This window comes from Nitratidesulfovibrio termitidis HI1, assembly GCF_000504305.1.
GTDB lineage: Bacteria > Desulfobacterota > Desulfovibrionia > Desulfovibrionales > Desulfovibrionaceae > Cupidesulfovibrio > Cupidesulfovibrio termitidis.
Map to the genome: position 1 here is coordinate 4185009 of NZ_KI632512.1, position 19721 is coordinate 4204729.

Annotated in this window: 18 protein-coding genes; 14 read left to right on the forward strand and 4 right to left on the reverse strand. The window is 66.1% G+C overall.

Features of this window, described 5'->3' with window-relative positions; genetic code table 11:
• Nucleotides 1-28: 28 nt before the first annotated feature.
• The gene (glgP, locus tag DESTE_RS16745) at nucleotides 29-2599 is read right to left on the reverse strand and encodes an alpha-glucan family phosphorylase (protein WP_035069088.1); all 2571 of its coding nucleotides are present in this window, start codon (nucleotides 2597-2599) and stop codon (nucleotides 29-31) included.
• Nucleotides 2600-2744: 145 nt separating this feature from the next.
• On the opposite strand from glgP, the gene dut reads away from it, so the two are divergent.
• The 14 genes from dut to proC all read left to right on the forward strand — a co-directional run bounded on the left by dut (nucleotide 2745) and on the right by proC (nucleotide 17007).
• Nucleotides 2745-3263, forward strand: coding sequence for a dUTP diphosphatase (gene dut / locus DESTE_RS16750; RefSeq protein WP_051384683.1), 519 nt, complete (start codon nucleotides 2745-2747; stop codon nucleotides 3261-3263).
• A gap of 99 nt (nucleotides 3264-3362) precedes the next feature.
• Complete coding sequence (locus DESTE_RS16755; RefSeq protein ID WP_035069090.1) at nucleotides 3363-4571, forward strand: aspartate aminotransferase family protein; 1209 nt, start codon at nucleotides 3363-3365, stop codon at nucleotides 4569-4571.
• A 269-nt stretch (nucleotides 4572-4840) separates the two neighbouring features.
• Nucleotides 4841-5083: a hypothetical protein gene (locus DESTE_RS16760; RefSeq protein ID WP_035069093.1), complete on the forward strand. Its 243-nt coding sequence runs from the start codon at nucleotides 4841-4843 to the stop codon at nucleotides 5081-5083.
• A 549-nt stretch (nucleotides 5084-5632) separates the two neighbouring features.
• Nucleotides 5633-6361, forward strand: coding sequence for an amino acid ABC transporter ATP-binding protein (locus DESTE_RS16765; protein ID WP_035069096.1), 729 nt, complete (start codon nucleotides 5633-5635; stop codon nucleotides 6359-6361).
• 175 nt (nucleotides 6362-6536) lie between these two features.
• The gene (locus DESTE_RS16770; RefSeq protein WP_035069099.1) at nucleotides 6537-7352 is read left to right on the forward strand and encodes an ABC transporter substrate-binding protein; all 816 of its coding nucleotides are present in this window, start codon (nucleotides 6537-6539) and stop codon (nucleotides 7350-7352) included.
• Nucleotides 7353-7418: 66 nt separating this feature from the next.
• Nucleotides 7419-8120, forward strand: coding sequence for an amino acid ABC transporter permease (locus tag DESTE_RS16775; RefSeq protein ID WP_035069102.1), 702 nt, complete (start codon nucleotides 7419-7421; stop codon nucleotides 8118-8120).
• Nucleotides 8121-8237: 117 nt separating this feature from the next.
• Complete coding sequence (locus DESTE_RS16780) at nucleotides 8238-8927, forward strand: amino acid ABC transporter permease (protein WP_035069105.1); 690 nt, start codon at nucleotides 8238-8240, stop codon at nucleotides 8925-8927.
• A gap of 4 nt (nucleotides 8928-8931) precedes the next feature.
• Complete coding sequence (locus DESTE_RS16785) at nucleotides 8932-9792, forward strand: 50S ribosomal protein L11 methyltransferase (RefSeq protein ID WP_035069108.1); 861 nt, start codon at nucleotides 8932-8934, stop codon at nucleotides 9790-9792.
• 347 nt (nucleotides 9793-10139) lie between these two features.
• On the forward strand, nucleotides 10140-10811 hold the full coding sequence (locus tag DESTE_RS16790) for an endonuclease III domain-containing protein (RefSeq protein WP_035069111.1): 672 nt from the start codon (nucleotides 10140-10142) through the stop codon (nucleotides 10809-10811).
• A gap of 3 nt (nucleotides 10812-10814) precedes the next feature.
• A complete protein-coding gene (locus DESTE_RS16795; protein ID WP_035069114.1) occupies nucleotides 10815-12224 on the forward strand; it encodes a murein hydrolase activator EnvC family protein in 1410 nt (469 codons plus the stop codon).
• A 29-nt stretch (nucleotides 12225-12253) separates the two neighbouring features.
• Nucleotides 12254-13552 (forward strand): S41 family peptidase, encoded by a 1299-nt coding sequence (locus DESTE_RS16800; RefSeq protein ID WP_035069117.1) that lies wholly within the window; start codon nucleotides 12254-12256, stop codon nucleotides 13550-13552.
• Between the two features lie 216 nt (nucleotides 13553-13768).
• Nucleotides 13769-15427, forward strand: a complete 1659-nt coding sequence (locus DESTE_RS16805; protein WP_035069119.1) for a divergent polysaccharide deacetylase family protein — start codon at nucleotides 13769-13771, stop codon at nucleotides 15425-15427.
• A gap of 337 nt (nucleotides 15428-15764) precedes the next feature.
• Nucleotides 15765-16184, forward strand: coding sequence for a nucleoside-diphosphate kinase (gene ndk, locus DESTE_RS16810; protein ID WP_035069122.1), 420 nt, complete (start codon nucleotides 15765-15767; stop codon nucleotides 16182-16184).
• Nucleotides 16185-16188: 4 nt separating this feature from the next.
• Nucleotides 16189-17007, forward strand: coding sequence for a pyrroline-5-carboxylate reductase (gene proC, locus DESTE_RS16815; RefSeq protein WP_035069125.1), 819 nt, complete (start codon nucleotides 16189-16191; stop codon nucleotides 17005-17007).
• A gap of 222 nt (nucleotides 17008-17229) precedes the next feature.
• Here the strand turns inward: proC and DESTE_RS16820 are convergent, their stop codons facing one another.
• From DESTE_RS16820 to DESTE_RS16830, 3 genes are all read right to left on the reverse strand, one after another.
• The gene (locus DESTE_RS16820; RefSeq protein ID WP_035069128.1) at nucleotides 17230-17625 is read right to left on the reverse strand and encodes a type II toxin-antitoxin system death-on-curing family toxin; all 396 of its coding nucleotides are present in this window, start codon (nucleotides 17623-17625) and stop codon (nucleotides 17230-17232) included.
• Nucleotides 17622-17852 carry an AbrB/MazE/SpoVT family DNA-binding domain-containing protein gene (locus DESTE_RS16825; RefSeq protein ID WP_035069131.1) on the reverse strand — a complete coding sequence of 77 codons (231 nt, stop codon included), beginning with the start codon at nucleotides 17850-17852 and terminating at the stop codon, nucleotides 17622-17624. Before DESTE_RS16825 ends, DESTE_RS16820 begins: the two co-directional genes overlap by 4 nt.
• A 376-nt stretch (nucleotides 17853-18228) precedes the next feature.
• Entirely contained in the window at nucleotides 18229-19542 is a 1314-nt protein-coding gene (locus DESTE_RS16830) for a Smr/MutS family protein (RefSeq protein ID WP_035069134.1), read from the reverse strand.
• Nucleotides 19543-19721: the final 179 nt, after the last annotated feature.

Sequence of the window (19721 nt, forward strand, 5' to 3'; positions counted from 1 at the left end):
CGGCCCGTTCCGGTGGGCAACGCCGGGGCTATGCGGGCGCGGCCCAGCGGATAAGGCCCAGCGAATGCGGGTCTGCCAGCAGCGGATGCACCGGTGCGGCACGGACGGTAAAGCCGAAGCGTCCGGCCTCGGCCGGGCGGGTGCTGCCGACGAAGATCTGCCAGCCGTCGCGCCGTTCGCCCTCCGCGGTCATGACCGTCAATTGGCGCTGGGCAAAGGAGCCGTCCTGCCCCAGCGGCCCGGCGTACAACTGGACGAGCACGTGTTCCGCCGCAATGTCGTCGAGGTACAGTTCCGCCTCCACCCGCAGCGAATCGCCCACGTGCAGGGTGTCCTCCACCCGGCTGCGCACGTTGCGGATCTGCACCGCGCTCCACTTGGTCATCATTTCCATGCGCCATTCGGAAAGTTCGCGCGCCGGGACGAAGCCGTCGCGCGCGAGGCGCATGTAGTAACCGTGGGCAGCGGAATAGGCGGTGCCCAGATAGTCCAGCACCATGCGGTGCGAGTTGTAGCGGGGGGCCAGTTCCTTCAGCGCGGCCTTCATGCGGCGTATCCACGAGCGGGGCAGGCCGCCCCGACCGCGATCGTAGAATTCCGGAATGATGTCGTTTTCCAGGATGTTGTAGAGGGTCTGCATCTCCACGAAGTCCTGGTAGTCCGGGTCGTCGTATTCCTCGCCCTTGCCGATGGCCCAGCCCAGGCTGTTGTCCGGCCTGTAGGCCTCGTCCCACCAGCCGTCCAGGGTGGAGAACTGCACCACGCCGTTGAGCATGGCCTTCATGCCGCTGGTGCCGCAGGCCTCCAGCGGGCGGCGGGGGTTGTTCAGCCACACGTCGCAGCCCGTGACCAGGTACGAGGCCACCTCCATGTCGTAGTCTTCCAGAAAGACCACGCTCATGTTCGCGCCCTGCGAACGGCTGAAGGCGATCAGGTCCTTGATCAACTGCTTGCCGCCCTGGTCCTGGGGGTGGGCCTTGCCCGCGATGATGAACTGCACCGGGCGCTCACGGTCGCCCAGGATGCGTTCCAGCCGTTCGCGGTCCTGCAGCAGCAGGTTGGCCCGCTTGTAGGTGGCGAAGCGCCGGGCAAAGCCGATGGTCAGGGCTTCCGGGTTCAGCACCTCTTCGGCGGCCTGGATGTCCTGCCGCCGCGCGCCCTGCGCGGCCAATTGGCGGCGCAGCCGCTCGCGGACGAAGTCCACCAGCCGGGCGCGCAGCCGTTCGTGGGTGCGCCAGAATTCTGCGTCGGAAATGGTGTCCACCTGGCTCCACGCGCGGGCGCAGTCCGGGTCTTCTCGCCAGTTGGAGCCCAGGTAGCGGTCGTACAGCATGCCGATGTCCTGGGCCACCCAGGTGGGCGCGTGCACCCCGTTGGTCAGCGCGCCGATGGGCACGTCCTCCACGGGGAACTGGTGCCACACCTGCTTCCACATGTTGCGCGAAACGCGGCCATGCAGGGTGGACACGCCGTTGTTGGAGCGCGACAGGCGCAGGGCCAGCACGGTCATGCAGAAGGGTTCGGCGTCGTCGTGGGGGGCCTCGCGCCCCAAGGCCATGAACACCTTGAAGGCCAGCCCCATGTCGCGGGCGTAGGATTCGAAGTAGCGGTACATCAGGTCCGGGGCGAAGCGGTCGTTGCCCGCGGGCACCGGGGTGTGCGTGGTGAAGATGGAGCCGGAGGCGGCCACCTCCGTTGCGGCCTCGAAGGGCAGCCCGTGCTCCTTCATGTACAGCCGCACCCGCTCAAGCCCCGCAAAGGCGGAATGCCCCTCGTTCATGTGGATGACCTTGGGGTCGATGCCCAGCACCTTCAGCGCCTTGATGCCGCCGATGCCCAGCAGGATTTCCTGCCACAGGCGCATTTCGATGTTGCCGCCGTAAAGCCGTTCGGTGATCTGGCGGAAATCGGGCGGGTTTTCCGGCAGGTTGGTGTCCAGCAGGTACAGGGTCACCCGGCCCACGGCCACCTGCCAGATGCGCGCCGTAAGGGGCCGGTCGCCCACGTCCAGCCGCACCACGGCGGGCTGGCCTTCGGGCGTCAGGGCCGGTCGCATGGGCATCTGCTCGAAGTCGTAGACGGGGTAGCGTTCCTGCTGCCAGCCGTCGGGGGTCATGTACTGGCGGAAATATCCCTGTTGATAGGCGATGCCGATGCCCACCAGCGGCACGTTGAGGTCGCTGGCCGATTTCAGGTGGTCGCCCGCCAGGATGCCGAGGCCGCCGGAATAGATGGGCAGGCACAGGGCCAGGCCGAATTCCAGGCTGAAGTAGGCCACGGCGGGAGTGCCGGGGGCCACGCCCTCGAAGCTGTGTGGCGTGGGCTTGCCCACGTACTGGCGCAACTGCGCCACGGCGTCGGACAGCCGTTCCTTGAAGAACGCATCGCGCGACAGTTCTTCAAGGGTGCGTTGCGGCACGTGGTTCAGGAACCATACCGGGTTGCGGTAGCTTTCCTGCCACAGGCGCTGGTCCATCTGCGAAAAGATGGCCTCCATGTCGCTGTTCCACGAGAACCAGAGGTTGTAGGCCAGTTCCCACAGCCCTTCGAGTCCTTCGGGCAGCTTGGGGATGACGCTGAAGACCTTGAGCGGCTGCATGCTGCGTACCTCCCGGCGGTGCGGCGGTGTGCTTTTGACTTGCCTGCGAGAGTGGCATAGGAACAGACGGTCCGGCGGCCCCCGCATTTGTCGGCGGGCCGGATGGGTCTGTGGAGTTATGGTATTCTTTCACAGGAGCTTTTTCGTGACAAGTGCAAGCAGCGTTATCGAGGGTACACCGACGTTGCGCGTGCGGGTGCGCTACCTGCGCGACGCGCGGGTGCTGTACGCCCCCGATAAGGGTGTCGATGGCCCCGGCGGCCTCGCACCGGCCACGCCGTTTTCGGCGGGCATGGACCTGCGCGCCTGCATGGACGCGGAAGAGGCGGTCCTGCCTGCCGGGTCGCGGCTGGCCATCCCCGCGGGGGTGGCCGTGGAGCCGCTGTCGTCCGGCGCGGCAGGGTTCGTGTACTCGCGCAGCGGGCTTGGAACGCGCATGGGGCTTACCGTCAGCCAGGGGGTCGGCGTCATCGACCCCGACTATCGCGGCGAGATCGTGGTCTCGTTGCTGAACACCTCGGGCGAGGAACGACGAATTCGCCGTGGCGAGCGCATTGCGCAGCTAGTGTTCCAGCCGTATTTCCACGCCATCGTCGAAGAGGCGGATGCCCTTGGCGAGACGGCGCGCGGCGCGGGTGGGTTCGGGCACACCGGTACGCTGTAGTATCAACCGCAGACCGGTAACTGGCCTCGGATACGTGGGTATCCCCTCATCATGCCGCCGCATTCGATTCATCTTTCCCCCTATTTTCGGAGACACGCCATGAGCGAACGGTTCGAAGCGCTGAAAGCGCGCGAGGAATCCCTGTTGTGCCGCACCTACGGCCGGTACCCCATTTCCGTTGCGCGGGGGCAGGGTTCTCGCCTGTGGGACGTTGACGGGCGTGAATACGTGGACCTGCTGTCCGGCATCGCCGTGACCTCGCTGGGCCACTGCCACGAGGAACTGGCCGAGGTGGCCGCCGCCCAGGCCCGCAAGCTGGTGCACGTCAGCAACCTGTTCTATCAGGAAGAACAGCTGGACCTGGCCGAAAGGCTGCTCTCCACCAGCCATTGCGCCAAGGCGTTCTTCTGCAATTCCGGCGCGGAAGCCAACGAGGCCGCCATCAAGCTGGCCCGTCGCTACATGCAGCGCGTGCAGCAGCGCGAGGCCTACGAAATCATCACCCTGACCGGGGCCTTTCACGGGCGCACCCTGGCCACGGTGGCCGCCACCGGGCAGGCCAAGTTTCAGGACGGGTTCCACCCCATGCCGGAAGGGTTCCGGCAGGTGGCGTCGGGCGACATCGAGGCGCTGCGCGCCGCCATTGGCCCGCAGACCGCCGGTGTGCTGGTGGAAATCGTGCAGGGCGAGGGCGGCGTATGCCCTCTGGACCCCGATTACGCCCGCGCCGTGCAGGCCCTGTGCCGCGAGAAGGGCGTGCTGTTCATGACCGACGAAATCCAGGCGGGCATGTGCCGCACCGGGCGGTTCTGGGCCTTCCAGAACTACGGGCTGGAACCGGACATCGTCAGCTGCGCCAAGGCCCTGGCCAACGGCCTGCCCATGGGCGCCATGATGACCACCGACGAGGTGGCCAGGGGCTTCGTGGCAGGCAGCCATGCCACCACCTTCGGGGCGGGGGCGCTGGTTTCCGCCGTGGCCTCCAAGACCGTGGAAATCATGCTGCGTGACGACCTGGCCGGGCGTGCCGCCACGGAAGGCGAGCGCATCATGGCTCGCTTCCGGGCCATGGGCGAAAAGTTGCCCGGCACCATCGACCACGTGCGCGGCCTTGGCCTGATGATCGGCGTGGTGCTGGCCTTCCCCGGCAAGGATGTCTGGCAGGCGCTCATCGACAGGGGCTTCATCTGCAACCTGACCCAGGATTGCGTGTTGCGCCTGTTGCCCGCGCTGACCATTCCCCGCGCCGACCTGGATGCCTTTGCCGACGCGCTGGAGGATATCCTGTCCGCGCGCAAGCCTGCGTAGAGCGTTTTCGCAAAGATCACGGCTCAGGGGGCGGATGCCCCGCCGCACATGACGTACGACGCCCCGTCGGCTGGCCTTCAGGACCGCCCGGCGGGGCGTTTCGCATGGCGCGTGCAAGCCCGGCAAAATAATGGCGTGACCCGGTTGTCGGACATATTGTATGCAATGAACATGGGAAAACCGTGCGGCGGGACGTGGCCGCGCGGTACACGCATGGCGCGCCCGCCGCACGGCACGGATGCCCGGCCCGCGCGCAGGAGGTGAGGGGCATGAGCGACCTCGGGATATCGTCAGCGAGTTCTGGCAGTTCCGACATATGGGACAGCCAGACCTTTGGGGCTGCGGTGGTAGGCAAGACCCTGGACTACATGAACGCACCGGGGCTGGGGAGCACGGGCGGCACCGGCTCCACGGGCTGGTCCGGCTCCATGAGCGCCGATTACGATTTCCAGAAGTCGGTGCTGGGGGCGGCCTATTCCGGCGCGGGCGCCCTGGTGGACATCTACGCCTGATGACCGTGCCGCATGGCGCGGCCAGGCAGGCCCTGACCGGTTGATGCACGGCGTCCGCCCGTACGGGGTGGGCGCCGTTTTGCGTTTTCATGCTGCCGCAAGGCCAGGTGGCTGCCGGGGCAGGTGGGGCATGGGTGGGGCGGGCGTGCGGACGCTACGGAACGACCGGGGCCACAGGAAGCCGCGTTGTGTCCGCAATCCCCCGCAGGTACAGGCTATTTACGTTTTTGTTAATGATTTCGCTTGACAGCGATTCAAACCGTCCGCTACAACACCGCAACACGCCTGTAGAAACGTGTGGCACTTCCTGAGACCGATGCGTGGGCTTCCCCGCATCGGCAGTACGGCTTTCGCGGTGCAGCGGCCCGTTGTGGCGGGTGGGGATTTCCGGCCCGTACAGGGGCGCGCCGTGCAAGGGGGCTGCGATGTCTTTCGGGATCGCGCCCGTGCCGGTACAGTGCCCTGCAATGCAGGGCGCCTTTCTGACAATATGGTAAAAAGACGGCGGCGGCCCGCGCCCCTGCCGGTACGGGATACGGACGGCCGCGCATGGCGATGATCGAATTCCACGACGTGCACAAGTGGTATGGCGAATTCCACGTGCTCAAGGGCATCACCCAGAAGGTGGAGAAGGGCGAGGTGCTGGTCATCTGTGGCCCCTCCGGCTCCGGCAAGAGTTCCTTCATCCGGTGCCTGAACCGCCTGGAACCCATCCAGAAGGGGCATATCCTGCTCGAAGGCAAGAGCATCCACGACAAGAGCGTGGACGTGAACGAACTGCGCACCGAGGTGGGCATCGTCTTCCAGCAGTTCAACCTGTACCCGCATCTTTCCGTGCTGCACAACGTGACCCTTGCGCCCACCAAGGTGCGCAAGATGCCCAAGGCCAAGGCGGAATCCATCGCCATGGAACTGCTGGAGCGCGTGGGCATCCACGACCAGGCCCGCAAGTACCCCGTGGAGCTTTCCGGCGGCCAGCAGCAGCGCGTGGCCATTGCCCGCGCCCTGGCCATGCAGCCCAAGGTCATGCTGTTCGACGAGCCCACCAGCGCGCTCGACCCCGAAATGATCAACGAAGTGCTCAACGCCATGAAGGACCTGGCACGCGCAGGCATGACCATGCTCTGCGTGACCCACGAAATGGGCTTCGCGCGAGAAGTGGCGGACAGGGTCATCTTCATGGACGGGGGCAAGGTGATCGAAGAGGCTCCGCCGGACGTCTTCTTTTCCAACCCCCGGCACGAGCGTACTCAGGCCTTTTTGCGGGAAATTCTGTAGAATCTCCTGCCGACGCACGCAGTCGGCAGTCTCTCAGCCGGGCGGCGCACACGCGCCTCGGGCACGACACGCGACACCCCCGGCCGCCGCAAGCGGCAGGCCGGGTTCGGACGACGGACGAACGCCCATCCCGGGGGCCTGCGCCCCCCGAACCGCATCAGCAGGGAGAACTCTCATGAAGCGTCTTGTGCTACTGGCCGTGGCCCTGTGCGTGGTGCTTTCCGGCACCATCGCCCACGCGGGCAAGATCGAGGACATCAAGGCCCGCGGCGCGCTCATCTGCGGCGTCAAGGACTCCACCGTGCCCTTCGGGTTCATCGACGAACAGAGCAAGCAGATCGTCGGCTTCGACGTGGACATCTGCAAGGCCGTTGCCGACAACCTGGGCGTGAAGCTGGAACTGAAGACCGTCACCAGCGCCACCCGCATCCCCATGCTGACCCAGGGTTCCGTGGACCTGCTGGCCGCCACCATGACCCACAAGTTCGAGCGTGACGACGTCATCGACTTCTCCATCACCTACTTCATGGACGGCCAGAAGCTGCTGGTGAAGAAGGGCGGCGGCGTGAAGAGCGCGGCGGACCTCAAGGGCAAGAAGGTGGCCACCGCCAAGGGTTCCACCTCTGAAAAGAACATCCGCGTCGCCCAGCCCGCCGCCACCGTGGTCTCCTTCGACGAGTACCCGCAGGCGTTCCTGGCCCTCAAGCAGGGCAAGGCCGAAGCCGTCACCACCGACTCCACCATCCTGCTCGGCCTGCGCAACTCCGACCCCGAGCCGGAAAAGTGGGAAATCGTGGGCGACTACATCTCGCCCGAACCCTACGGCCTGGGCCTTGCCGAAAACGACTCCAAGTTCCGCGACCTGGTCAACCGCACCCTGGTGGACCTGTGGAACACCGGCGAATACGTGAAGATTTACGACAAGTGGTTCGGCAAGGACACCAAGTACTACCTGCCGCTCACCTGGAAGATGGAAACCTGGCCCTACTAGCACGCACCAACCCGACGGGGGACGCGGCGCCATCGCCGCGCCCCCCGTTTTCACGCGGATAACGCCTTGCAGTACAACTTCGACTGGAAACTCGTTCTCTCTGGCGAATACCTGCAGTGGATCATCGACGGCGTCGTGGTCACCTGCCAGATTTCCGCCCTTTCGCTGGTGCTCGCCATGGCGATAGGCACGCTCATCGCGGTGATGCGCCTTTCCGCCGTGCGCCCGCTGGTGTGGTTCAGCGCGGCCTTTACCGAATTCTTCCGCAACACGCCGCTGCTGGTCCAGATATTCTTCTGGTACTTCGGCTCCGACGCGGTGTTGCCCGCCGCCGTCAACCAGTGGCTGTACAAGCAGAATTTCGAATTCGCGGCCGGGGTCATCGCCCTTGCGGTGTACACCGCCGCGTTCATCGCCGAAGAAATCCGCTCCGGCATCTTCTCCATTCCGCGCACGCAGCTCGAAGCCTCGCGCGCCTGCGGCCTTACCTTCCTGCAGGCCATGCGCTACGTGGTCCTGCCGCAGGCCTTCCGCATCATCGTGCCGCCGCTGATCTCGCAGGCGCTCAACCTGTTCAAGAACTCGTCGCTGTGCATGACCATCGGGGTCATGGAACTTACCTACATGGCCCGCCAGATAGAATCGTACACCTTCCACGGGTTCGAGGCATTCACGGTCAGCACGCTGATCTACCTCGTCATCTCGCTTGCGGTGTCGTTCAGCATCACCCAGTACAACAAGTACTTTCTGCGGACCATCAAGTACTGACGCCCCCCGCGCCGCCCCGGCGGCCCGGCCTTTTCGCGCGGCGGCGCCGCGTGACCCCGGACACCGCCGGGCCGCGCGCCGCCACGGTTTCAGAATCAGTCGCAAGGAGCAACCGGCGTGCAGTGGGACGTCGTCTGGAGAAATTTCGATTACCTGCTCGTGGGCTCGTGGCCGCAGGGGCCGCTGGGCGGTCTTGCCATGAGCGTGGTGCTGGCCATCGGCGGCATCTTCGGGGCGTTCTGGCTGGGCCTGGGCTTCGGCCTGCTGCGTCTGTCGGACCGCTGGTGGCTGCGCCTGCCCGCCATCATCTACGTGGAAGTCATCCGCGGCATCCCGCTGCTGATGCTGATCTTCTGGTTCTACTTCCTTGCGCCCATCGCGCTCGGCCACACCCTGCCCGAGGCGGAGAGCGCCCTTGTGGCCTTCATCGTGTTCACCGGCGCCTACATCGCCGAAATCGTGCGCGCCGGGGTGCTGGCCCTGCCGCACGGGCAGATGGAGGCCGCGCGCGGCACCGGGCTTTCCAAGACCCAGGCCATGATCTACGTCATCCTGCCGCAGGCCCTGCGCAACATGATTCCCTCGTTCGTGAACCAGTTCGTCAGCTTGACCAAGGACACCTCGCTCGCCTACATCATCGGCGTTTCCGAACTTACCCGCACGGCCACCCAGATCAACAACCGCGAGCTGACCGCTCCGGCCGAACTCTTCTTCACCATCGCCGTGCTGTACTTCATCGTCTGCTGGACCCTGACCGCCGCAAGCCGGCGCATGGAACGGCAGATGGCCCGATACCAGGCAAGGTAACCACGTGTCCGACCTTATCCGCATCAGCATCGTCATTGCCGCCGATTGTCCCGAAGACCTTGAAACCGTCGACGCCGTCCTGGCCCTTGCCGTGCCTTTCGGCTGGGAAGAGGAAAGCCTGCCCGACGGTTCCGTGCGCCTGCGCGTGCACACCGACAACCCCGCCTTCTGCGAGCAGCTTCTGGCCACCCTGCGCGCCGAACTGCCGCGCGCCGAGGTGACCCGCGATTCCGTGCCCGATACCGACTGGACCCTGGCCTGGCGCGATTTCTTCACGCCCGTGCCCTGCGGCACGCACTTCATGGTCATCGCCCCGTGGATGATCGACACCGTTGACCTTGAAGGCCGCACCCCCATCGTCATCGAGCCCAAGACCGCCTTCGGCACCGGGCATCATCCCACCACCGCCCTGTGTCTCGGCGCCGTCTCCGAGCTTGCCGCGTCCGGTCGACTGCGGTCCGGTCTGCGCTTTCTCGACCTCGGCACCGGCTCCGGCATCCTTGCCATCGGCTGCGCCAAGCTGGGCATGACCGGCGTGGCCACCGACATCGACATGCTGGCCGTGGAAAACGCCGAGGAAAACCGCGTCATCAACGCCGTGGCTCCCGCCATCGACGTGCGCCTCGGCAGCACCGATGCTGCACAGGGCGAACGCTATGACGTGCTGCTCGCCAATATCCTCGCCCAGCCCCTGAAAGACCTTGCCCCGGATATCCTCGGCCTGCTGGCCCCCGGCGGGTGCCTCGTGCTCTCCGGTCTGCTCGCCGTGCAGGCCGACGGCGTGGAAGCCGTCTACACCAGCCTCGGCATGCCCCCCGCACGCCGCCGCGTGGAAGGCGAATGGGCCGCCTTGATCTGGGAGTAGGGAAGCGAAGAGAAAGCAACTCGGAGAAATGAAGTTTTTTCGGGGGAAGGGACCCTTTGGAAAGGGTCTCCTTCCCCCGAACCCCCATCCCCCCAAACTTTTTAATTGGGTGGGAGAGCCGGAGAGTTTCAACGCCGCGTTGCTCAGCGAGTGCCGTGGCGTTTTTGTTGGACAAAGTTGTGTCTTCCCTGAAAGGGGTGCAGGGGGCTATGCCCCCTGCCCGCCGGAGGCGTAAAAAAGACACGACCTACTGCCAGAGGCATACAAAAAACGTTCATATACAGCCCTCGGAACAGAGATGCGCCATCGGTTGCGGGGCATGCGCGATGAGGCTAGGGTGTCGGCCTATGCGAGGGAAACGGGAACGCCTGTTGCGCGAGATGTACGCGGCCATGCACGCCCGGCTGGGCCCCAGCGGCTGGTGGCCGGGCGAGACGCCGCTGGATATCTGCGTGGGCGCGGTGCTGACGCAGAACACCGCGTGGACCAACGTGGAAAAGGCCATCTACCGCCTGCGGGATGCGGGCGCGCTGGCCAGCGGCCAGACGCTGCTGTCCCTGCCCGAGGCGGAACTGTCGGAACTGATCCGTCCGGCGGGGTTCTTTCGGCTGAAGGCGGTGCGGCTGCGCAACCTGCTGCGCTTTCTGGACGATGCCTGCGGCTTCGACTTCGGCGTGCTGGCCGGGCAGGAACTGGACGAATTGCGTCCCCGCCTGCTCAAGGTGTCGGGCATCGGGCCGGAAACGGCGGATTCCGTCCTGCTGTACGCCGTGGGGCTGCCCACCTTCGTGGTGGACGCCTACACCCGTCGCATCCTGCACCGGCACGCCATGGTGCCGGACGACATCCCCTACCACGACCTGCGCGACGTGTTCATGGACGTGCTGGACCCGGACGTGCCCCTGTACAACGAATACCACGCCCTCATCGTGCGGGTGGCCAAGGACTGGTGCCGCGCCCGCGCGCCGCGTTGCGCCGACTGCCCCCTGTGCCCCTTCCTCGACGGCGGAGTGGCCTGAGCCATGCGCCCGTTCCGGCTTGCGTTTTCACTGCTGCGGGCGGCTGCCGCCGGTGCCGGACGGATTGCCGAAAGGGCTGACGGACAGCCTGCCGGATTGATTGCCGGATTGACTGACGGACGGGCTGCCGGACGTCTGGGCGCGGCGGCGTGCTGTCTGTTGTGCCTTGCGCTTGCCTTGGCCGGGTGGCTGGCGGTGCGGCCAGAGCCGTTGCTGGCGGCCACGTCCGGCTCCATCGGCAAGGCGGGTCCGGTCAGGCCCGCTCCAGACAGGACGGACAGGACGGACAGGGCGGATGATGCGGATGGCGGCAAGGGGGGGCGGCAGCGCCAGGAAGCGCGCGGCAAGGCCGCACCCGTGGGGCAACTGACCACGGAAGAAGACATCCGCAAGGCGTTGCAGGCCCAGCAGAGCCGCCTGCGCGCCCGGCAGGAGAGCATCACCAAGCTTTCGGTGCAGGAGCGCGCCCTGAATACCGATCTTGCCATGGCCGAAGACCGCATCACCGCGCTGGAAGCCAAGGTGGCCCGCCAGGAACAGGAACTGGTCCAACTGGAGGCCGCCGCCACCGACGTGCGTGCCGCTTACGAGCGGCTGGCCGCCGAGCGTTCCCGCACGGAAGCCTCGCTTTCCGGGCTGCTGCAACTGCTCTGGCCGTTGTACATGCGGCAGAAGGGGGTGGGCGCGCGCGACCTGACAGATTGGCGCATGGCCGAGCGTGATTACGCCTGGACGCAGGAAATCTACAAGGTCATCGGCGAGCGCCAGCAGGAACTGCACGGTCAGGAAACCGCCATGGCGGATGCCCTGACCCGGCGTGAGGCCTTGTCCGAGCAGGTGCGCAAGCAAGTGGAGGCGCTGGGGGCGGACCGTTCGAAGCTGCTGGCCGACAAGCAGCGCTTCCGTCAGTCGTTGTCGTCCGTGCGCCAGCAGCGCGAAGACGCCGAGGCGGAACTGGCCGATCTTTTCGAGATGATCCAGACCCTCAATGCCCGGCTGGAGCAGGCCCTGTCGCGCGGCGACATAGAGAAGCAGAAAGGTCGGCTGCCGTGGCCGGTCAAGGGACGTGTGGTGCGCCGCTATGCGCCCGAGGCCAAGCCCCCCGTGCGCGGGCTGGGCATTTCGGTGGGGCAGGGCGAGCCGGTGCGTGCGGTGGCCTATGGCCGCGTGGTGCACAACGACACCATGCGCGGGTTCGGCCGCGTCGTCATTCTGATGCACGGACAGGCCTATTATACGCTGTATGCCTTCCTGGCCGACAGCCCGTTGCGGCTGGGGCAGGAGGTGGGCGGCGGCCAGCAGGTGGGTACTGCCGGGTTCTATCCGGACGCCAATGGCCCCGGAGTCTATTTCGAATTGCGTTTTCACCAAAAAGCCATTAACCCTGATGCGTGGCTTCTTTCAGCAAATTAGCCTCTTTTCAGGCTTTCGGAGGTTTCATTATGCGTGTGACGCTGTGGACGGCCACGCTGCTCATTCTCGGCGTGCTCGCCATTTCCGGCGGGGCGGCGCTGGTGCCCGACACCGTCGGTGCGGCGAGCGAGGAAGGCAAATACGATTCGCTGAAGCGCTTCAGCCAGGTGCTCGACCTGGTGGAGCGCTATTACGTGCGCGACGTGCCCCGCAAGGACCTGATCAACGGTGCCGTCAAGGGCATGCTGCAAGGACTGGATCCGCATTCGACGTTCCTGTCGGTGGAGGAATTCAAGGAGATGCAGGAAAGCACCTCCGGTGAATTCTTCGGCATCGGCATCGAAATTTCCAGCGAGAACGGTCAGCTCATCGTGGTGGCCCCCATCGAGGACACTCCCGCCCACAAGGCGGGCCTGAAGAGCGGCGACATCATTCTTGCCGTGGACGGCGTGCCCACGCAGGACATGACCACCCAGGAAGCGGTCAGCCGCATCCGTGGCGCCAAGGGCACCGAGGTGGAACTGTCCATCCTGCACCGCGACGCCAAGGCGCCCGAAGTGGTGCACCTGGTGCGCGACGCCATCCCGCTCATCAGCGTCAAGTCCAAGATGCTCGAAGACGGCTACTACTGGGTGCGTCTGACCCGCTTCAGCGAACGTACCACCGGCGAACTGGTGGATGCGCTGAAGGACGCGGGCAAGAAGGGCATGAAGGGCATCATCCTCGACCTGCGCAACAACCCCGGCGGGTTGCTGGACCAGGCGGTGAGTGTGTCCGACACCTTCCTGAAGGACGGGGTCATCGTGTCCATCCGCGGCCGTATGGAAGATGCCAGCCGCGAATACCGCGCCAAGGCCCAGCCCGGCGACGTGACCGTACCCATGGTGGTGCTGGTCAACGCGGGTTCCGCCTCGGCCTCGGAAATCGTGGCCGGCGCCCTGCGCGACCACAACCGCGCGCTCATCCTGGGTGAACGCACCTTCGGCAAGGGGTCCGTGCAGAACGTCATCCCGCTGTCCGACGGCGCGGGCCTTAAGCTGACCGTGGCCCTGTACTACACGCCCAACGGTCGCTCCATCCAGGCCGAGGGCATCGAACCCGACTTCGAGGTGCCCTTCGAACTGCCGCGTGAAGAAGAAAAGGCCCACCGCCTGAACATGGTGCGCGAAAAGGATCTCAACCGGCATCTCGAGAATGGTTCGTCCGGCAAGGACGCCCGCCCCGCCGCCCGCAGCGACGACGTGAAGCAGGCCCTGGAAAAGGACAACCAACTGCGCATGGCGCTGCAGTTCGTCAAGCGCCTGCCCCGCCTCAAGGACATCCAGTAGGCGAACCGCCGCGCAGGCGGCGGGCTGCCGATGCTGTTGTAACGCTACACGATGAAAACCAGGGGCGCGGGAAACCGCGCCCCTGTCATGTCGGGACATGTCGGGACATGCCGGGAACTGCCGGTCATGTCACCCCCGTACGGTTGTATCCGTACCGCCGCCCGGACACTTGCTCCGGACCGCACGACATGTCCCAGGCATGGAGCAGGAGAGTGCATGGCAGGGGAGAAGAACCCTGGGAAGAAGACCCCCCGCAAGGATGACGCCAAGGGGGGCGCGGGACGCAAGCCCGCCCAGACGGGCAAATCCGACAAGGCTGGCAAATCGGCAAAGCCGTCGAAATCCTCCGGAACACGGCGTTCCGGCGGCAAGCGTGGCAAGCCCACCCTGACGCCGCTGGTGGCTCGGGCCGTGCTGGCCATTTGCGTGGCCGCCACGCTGCTGGTGATGCTGCTGTTCGTGTTCGGCTCGCCCGTGAAGCAGTTCATGGACAGTGGCGCGCGCAAGCCCGCCGTGGCCGAGCGGAGCGACAGGAAGCCCCCGCAGCCCCAAACGCCCCGAACGCCACAGTCCCCGCAGGCGCAACAGAAGCCGCAGAAGGGCGATGCGAAGCGCGACGAGCAGTCCGAGCTGCCCCAGCTTCCCCAGTTTCCGCAGCTGCCCCAAACTCCGGTGGGCGATGCGCCCAAGGGCGAGATTGCAACCGATGCGGCAAAAGGGGACGCGGCGGGGGGGACCGAGCCCGATGCGCCGCCGCCTGTCCAGCCCGAACGCGCGGCCAACGGCAAGCCCGCTCCCAACGGCACTCGTGAAGCGGACGGCGAAGTCCGCCAGCCGGTGACCCCCGGCAACCTGCCCTACGAGGAAACCCTGGACGCCCCCGTGGAAGCTGGCGTGAAGCAGGTGGACTACGCGCTGGTCCAGACCGTGACCCGCCTGGGCCTCGGACGCGACCGGCTGCGCCTGGCCTCCATAGAGAATCGCCAGGCCAAGGGGCAGACCTTCCATTTCCAGCGCATGGAAATGCGCCTGGACGGCGCGCCCGACCGCTTCGTGCAGACCCTGAGGGAAACGCTGGCCGCGTGGTCCGACACCGCCAGCGTCGAGCAGCGGGCCGACGACCTGCTCATCGTCACCGTGGACGGCCTGCCCACCCATGAGATTTCACTGCTGCTCTACGAGGGCGCGCCGCCCCCGTTGGCGGTGAAGCCGGGCGGGGCACGCCTTGCCATCGTCATCGACGACATCGGCGAAAGCATGTCCGCCGCGCGCGACCTGGCCGCCCTGGACTACCCGGTGACCTTCTCCGTCTGGCCGCGCAGTTCGCACGCCCGTGAGGCGGCGGCGCTTGCCCACAAGGCCGGGCGCGAGGTGATGATCCACCTGCCCATGGAGCCGGTGCGCTACCCGCAGGTAAAGCCCGGCCCCGGCGCCATCCTGTCCGGTCAGCAGCCGGAGGAAATGGCCGCGCTGGTGCGCGACGCCGTGCGCCGCGTGCCCTACGCCGTGGGGCTGAACAACCACATGGGCTCGCGGGCCACCCAGAACGCGGCGGCCATGCGCACCGTGTGCGAGACCCTTGACGGCACCGGCATGTTCGTGCTCGACAGCATGACGCATCCTGCATCGAAACTGTACTTCGAGGCGAAGCGCGCGGGACTGCCCGCCTACAAGCGGAACGTGTTCCTCGACGTCATCGCCGACAAGCGCAACATCATGTTCCAGTTGGACAAGGCGGCCCGCATCGCGCAGGCCGAGGGGCAGGCCATCGCCATCGGCCACCCCCTGCCGGAAACCGTGGCCGCGCTTAAGGAGTGGGCGCGGACGCGGGATCGCACGGTTACCATTGTGACCGTCCGGCAGCTTTCCCACTGACTTCAAGCGAGCCTTCCGCCCGTTGGCGTCGTCAAGCTTCGCCTGCCATGTCGGTCGAATACGATAAGAGTATACTCCCTCATGGCAGGCTCGCTTTCCTCGCCAACGAACGGAAATCTCGCTTGAAGGTACCGCACGCGCGGCTCGTCCTCCTTGCCGGAGAACGAAATCTCCGCTGCGTGGCGGGTGCGTACACATAGACTGAAACCGCAAGTGAGTGAGGCGGTTTCGATCCACTGTGCGCACCTGATGGCATGTCCCCTGTACGGGCGCGGGTGAACTGTTCCGTTGCCGCCCGCGCCGCAACCGCAACCCTTGCAGTATCCGGAGGAAATGAATGGCCGAGCGCACCTTTTCGATCATCAAGCCCGACGCCGTGGAACGCAACCTGTCCGGCGCCATCCTGAAGATGATTCAGGACAGCGGGCTGAAGGTCGTCGCCATGAAGATGATCCACCTCACCCGCAGCCAGGCAGAAGGCTTCTACGCCGTGCACCGCGAGCGTCCCTTCTTCGACAGCCTGGTCACCTACATGTGCTCCGGCCCGGTGGTCTGCTCCGTGCTGGAAGGCGACAACGCCATCCAGCGCTACCGCGACCTGATGGGCGCCACCAACCCGGCCAATGCGGGCGAAGGCACCATCCGCAAGACCTATGCCGTCAGCATCGAGGCCAATTCCGTGCACGGTTCCGACGCGCCCGAAACGGCTGCGTATGAAATCGCGTACTTCTTCAACGCTCTGGAGATGGTGGGGTAGCGCAATGGGCACTGGAGGCGCCGTTCTCGGCTGCATCGGCTGCGGCAACATGGGGGCCGCCATCCTGCGCGGTCTTTCGGGCCGCGTGGGGCTTTCCCTGCTGGGGTACAATCCCACGCCCGCCAAGGTGCTTGCGCTGGCGGACGCTGGCGTGCGCGCCATGCCCGACGCCGCCGCGCTGGCCGCACAGGCCGACGTGGTGCTGCTGGGGGTGAAGCCGTATCTGGTGCCCGACGTGCTGCGCGCCATCGCGCCGTCGCTCACGCCGGGCAAGGTGGTGGTGTCCATCGCCTCCGGCGTGTCCATCGCGGCCATGAAGGCCGCCATTGCGGACGCGGGCGGTCCCGAATGTGCTGTTGTACGCGTCATGCCCAACACCCCCGCCATGGTGGGCAAGGGCGTGTATGCGCTGTGCTTCGAAGACCCGGCACTGGATGCGCCCCGGCGTGATCTGGTGCGCGGACTGTTCGAATCCATAGGCACCGCCATCGTGCTGCCGGAAGCCAAGTTCACCGCCTTTACGGCGGTGGTGGGCTGCGGCCCTGCCTATGTCTTCTACTTCATGGAGGCAGTGACCGAGGCGGCCGTAACGTTGGGGTTCACCCGGCAGGACGCCACGGAACTGGTCAAGGGCCTGTTCTCCGGCTCGGTGACGCTGGCAGAGCAGTCCGGCACGCACCTTTCGGTGCTGCGCGAACAGGTCTGCTCGCCTGCGGGCAATACCATTGCCGCCATGAACCAGTTGGACCGTGAGGCCGTGCGGGGCCGCATCATGGATGCGGTACTGGCGGCCTACACGCGCGGGCTGGAAATGGAGAAGTAGCGGGGCATCCGGCCTTGCACTTGCCGAGACTCCTCGGCCTTCCCCGGCCTTGTGGCGTGGAAGGGCCATGGAACGCACAATCCCCCGTCGCGGCAACGCGGCGGGGGATTTCTGCGTTTGGAGAATGGCGTGGCGGCGGAGTGCCAGAGCGTGGGGGGCCCGCACCTTGGGGAGACAAGCGGCAAGGGCCAACCCGAACGGAGCGGACAGTACAGGCGCGGTTCATTCGTCGCCGTTGCCGTCAGGCACGCTCCAGCGGCGCAGCCAGGCGGCCAGTGCCTCTTGCGGCACATCGCCCCGGCCCAGCCGTTCGAAGACCAGAATCCTGTCGCGCGGCGGGGCGTGGCAGGCCTTGCCGTGCAGGCGCAGGAACAGCATGGCGATGACGTAGGCGGTGCGCTTGTTGCCATCCACGAAGGGGTGGTTGCGCGCGATGCCAAAGGCATAGGCAGCGGCAAGACCGAAGATGTCCGGCGCGTCATAGTTGGCCAGTTGCTTCGGGCGCGACAAGGCGCTTTCCAGAAGCCCCGTATCGCGCACACCCGTTGCGCCCCCGTGTTCATCGATCTGCCGGTCGTGGATGGCCAGCACCACGTCGGCGGGTATCCACCGGATCATCGTTTGGCCAGTTCGCGCAGGATGTTCCGGTCTTCGCGCATGATGTCGTCGGCAAGGCCGATCTGTTCGGCGAATTCTTCGTTGACCGGTGTCAGACGAAACCCGCCGTCCGGGGCCTCGGTGAGGTAGATGGTGTCCCCTTCGCGGACGTTCAAGCGGGCCACGGCTTCCTTCGGCAGGACCATGCCCAGTGAATTTCCCACCTTGCGTACCTTGACGGCTTGCATGTGTACCTCCGTTATTACGAATGTACTAACAATACGGGGCGACGCAGGCAAGCGGATGTGACCGGATGCGGCCCCGAATGTGGAAAAGGGGATGCGGGCCGCAGGAGTGGTTGCCCAGAGTACCACACGAGGAGCTGTTTCCCAATTAGGATTTTCGTTCGTTGGCAAGGAAAACGAGCCTGCCATGAGGGAGTGCGGCAGCCGTTATGCGAATCTTCGAGCATTACGGATGGCGACCGCAACGCGCCTCAGCCGTTATGCGAGTCTTCGAGCATTACGGATGAGGACCGCACCGCGTACTCTTATCGTATTTGACCGAAGTGGCAGGTGAAGTTTGACATAGCCAACGGGCGAAAGGACTATTGGGAAACAGTCCCTACAGGAACAGGTCGGCATCCGTGGGCGTGCGGTCCCACTGGATCTTGCCGCGCGACTTCTTGTACTTGCGCAGCAGCACGTACAGCGCGCCCGCACCGCCGTGACTGGGCTGGGCCGTACAGAAGGCCAGCACCACACGCTTGAACGGGTCGTGCGTCAGCCAGGACTGCACCTTCTCGCGCAGCACGCCCATGCCGTCGGGCGAGTTTCTGCCCCGGCCCGGTATGACCAGCACGGTGCGCATGCCCTTGTGGTAGGCCGCGCGCATGAAGCCGATCATGGCTTCGTAGGCTTGCAGCGCGTTCATGCCGTGCAGGTCCAGGTGCCCTTCCGGGCTGTACTGCCCGGCGCGCAGCTTGCCCACGGTCAGCGCGTCCAGCCCCACCACGTGGCCTTCCAGGTATTCGTCGGTGAATTCCAGCGCGAATTCCACCGCGCCGTCCATGAAGTCCTGCAACGGATGGCCCACGGCGGGCGCGGCGGCCTCGCGCGGGGCGGTTTCCGGCGGCACCTCGCGGCCCTTGCCCGCCAGCGTGCGTACGCCGGACATGGCCTTGCTGAACAGGTTGTCCTCGTCCGGGGGCGGGGTCTGTTCGTGGTCGGCCACGGCCTGCCGCGAACGCTGGCGGACCGCTTCCTTGCGTTCGGAAGCGGTGACGGGCACGGCATTGGGCTTGCCGGGAGTGGGTGCGCCTGCTGTGCCTGAAGAGGCAGACGGAGACGCGGCAGGGCTGTTTTCCGGCGTGGGCGTGCCCTCCGCGTGTTCCAGCAGCCGCCGGAACCCCGGCTGGTCCTGCAATGCAAAGCCGTTGCGGCCAGCGTCCGCGTCCAGCCGGGCCGCCGTGCCCGGCGCAAGCTTGTCGCGCTCGGCGGCACGCACCGTGGATGCGGGCGCGCCTGTTCTGGCGGCTTGGGCGGTCTGGGCACCCTGGGCGGCCTGTGCGGTCTGGACGGCAGCGGGGCGGGGGGACGGCGAAGCGTCGGCCACCGGGAGCGATGCGGGCATTTCCGGCGTTACGGACATCGGAACCGGCTTCGGGTTCACGTGGGCCTGCGGTTTGCCCTTGCCGGGCTTCTTCGGCGCATCCAGCCGCTGCACGGTGCCCATGGCGAACAGGAAAGCCTCGGCGTCCTCGGAGGAAAGGGAAACGTCCGGCTGCTTCTGGCCGCCGCCGTGACGTGTCCCGGCCTTGGGCGCGGAAGGGGCTGGTTTGGCGGCGGGCTTGGGCGCACGGGCATCGCGAAAAGCGCGCTTGTTCAGCGAGCGGAACGGGTTGGCGCTGTCGAAATCGTCGTCAGGGGTATCGGCCATGGGGCGTCTCCGGGATATGTGGGCGGGGCGGGCAGGGCGCGTCCGGAAGGAGGGCGCACCGCCGTCCCCGACGGTATGCGGGGTGGTTCAGGTGGGGGGATTCTCCGTGCCGGGCGGGGTGGTGTCAAGGCCCGCGGGTGTCGGCAGCGGCCCCTGCTGATTACACGCTGTTACATGTG

Coding starts and splice junctions, on each gene's coding strand:
- DESTE_RS16765 (WP_035069096.1), top strand. CDS start 5,633: ATGGCGATGATCGAATTCCACGACGTGCACAAGTGGTATGGCGAATTC.
- DESTE_RS16800 (WP_035069117.1), top strand. CDS start 12,254: ATGCGTGTGACGCTGTGGACGGCCACGCTGCTCATTCTCGGCGTGCTC.
- DESTE_RS16795 (WP_035069114.1), top strand. CDS start 10,815: ATGCGCCCGTTCCGGCTTGCGTTTTCACTGCTGCGGGCGGCTGCCGCC.
- DESTE_RS16770 (WP_035069099.1), top strand. CDS start 6,537: ATGAAGCGTCTTGTGCTACTGGCCGTGGCCCTGTGCGTGGTGCTTTCC.
- DESTE_RS16805 (WP_035069119.1), top strand. CDS start 13,769: ATGGCAGGGGAGAAGAACCCTGGGAAGAAGACCCCCCGCAAGGATGAC.
- glgP (WP_035069088.1), bottom strand. CDS start 2,599: ATGCAGCCGCTCAAGGTCTTCAGCGTCATCCCCAAGCTGCCCGAAGGA.
- DESTE_RS16820 (WP_035069128.1), bottom strand. CDS start 17,625: ATGATCCGGTGGATACCCGCCGACGTGGTGCTGGCCATCCACGACCGG.
- proC (WP_035069125.1), top strand. CDS start 16,189: ATGGGCACTGGAGGCGCCGTTCTCGGCTGCATCGGCTGCGGCAACATG.
- DESTE_RS16790 (WP_035069111.1), top strand. CDS start 10,140: ATGCGAGGGAAACGGGAACGCCTGTTGCGCGAGATGTACGCGGCCATG.
- ndk (WP_035069122.1), top strand. CDS start 15,765: ATGGCCGAGCGCACCTTTTCGATCATCAAGCCCGACGCCGTGGAACGC.
- DESTE_RS16755 (WP_035069090.1), top strand. CDS start 3,363: ATGAGCGAACGGTTCGAAGCGCTGAAAGCGCGCGAGGAATCCCTGTTG.
- DESTE_RS16830 (WP_035069134.1), bottom strand. CDS start 19,542: ATGGCCGATACCCCTGACGACGATTTCGACAGCGCCAACCCGTTCCGC.
- DESTE_RS16760 (WP_035069093.1), top strand. CDS start 4,841: ATGAGCGACCTCGGGATATCGTCAGCGAGTTCTGGCAGTTCCGACATA.
- DESTE_RS16825 (WP_035069131.1), bottom strand. CDS start 17,852: ATGCAAGCCGTCAAGGTACGCAAGGTGGGAAATTCACTGGGCATGGTC.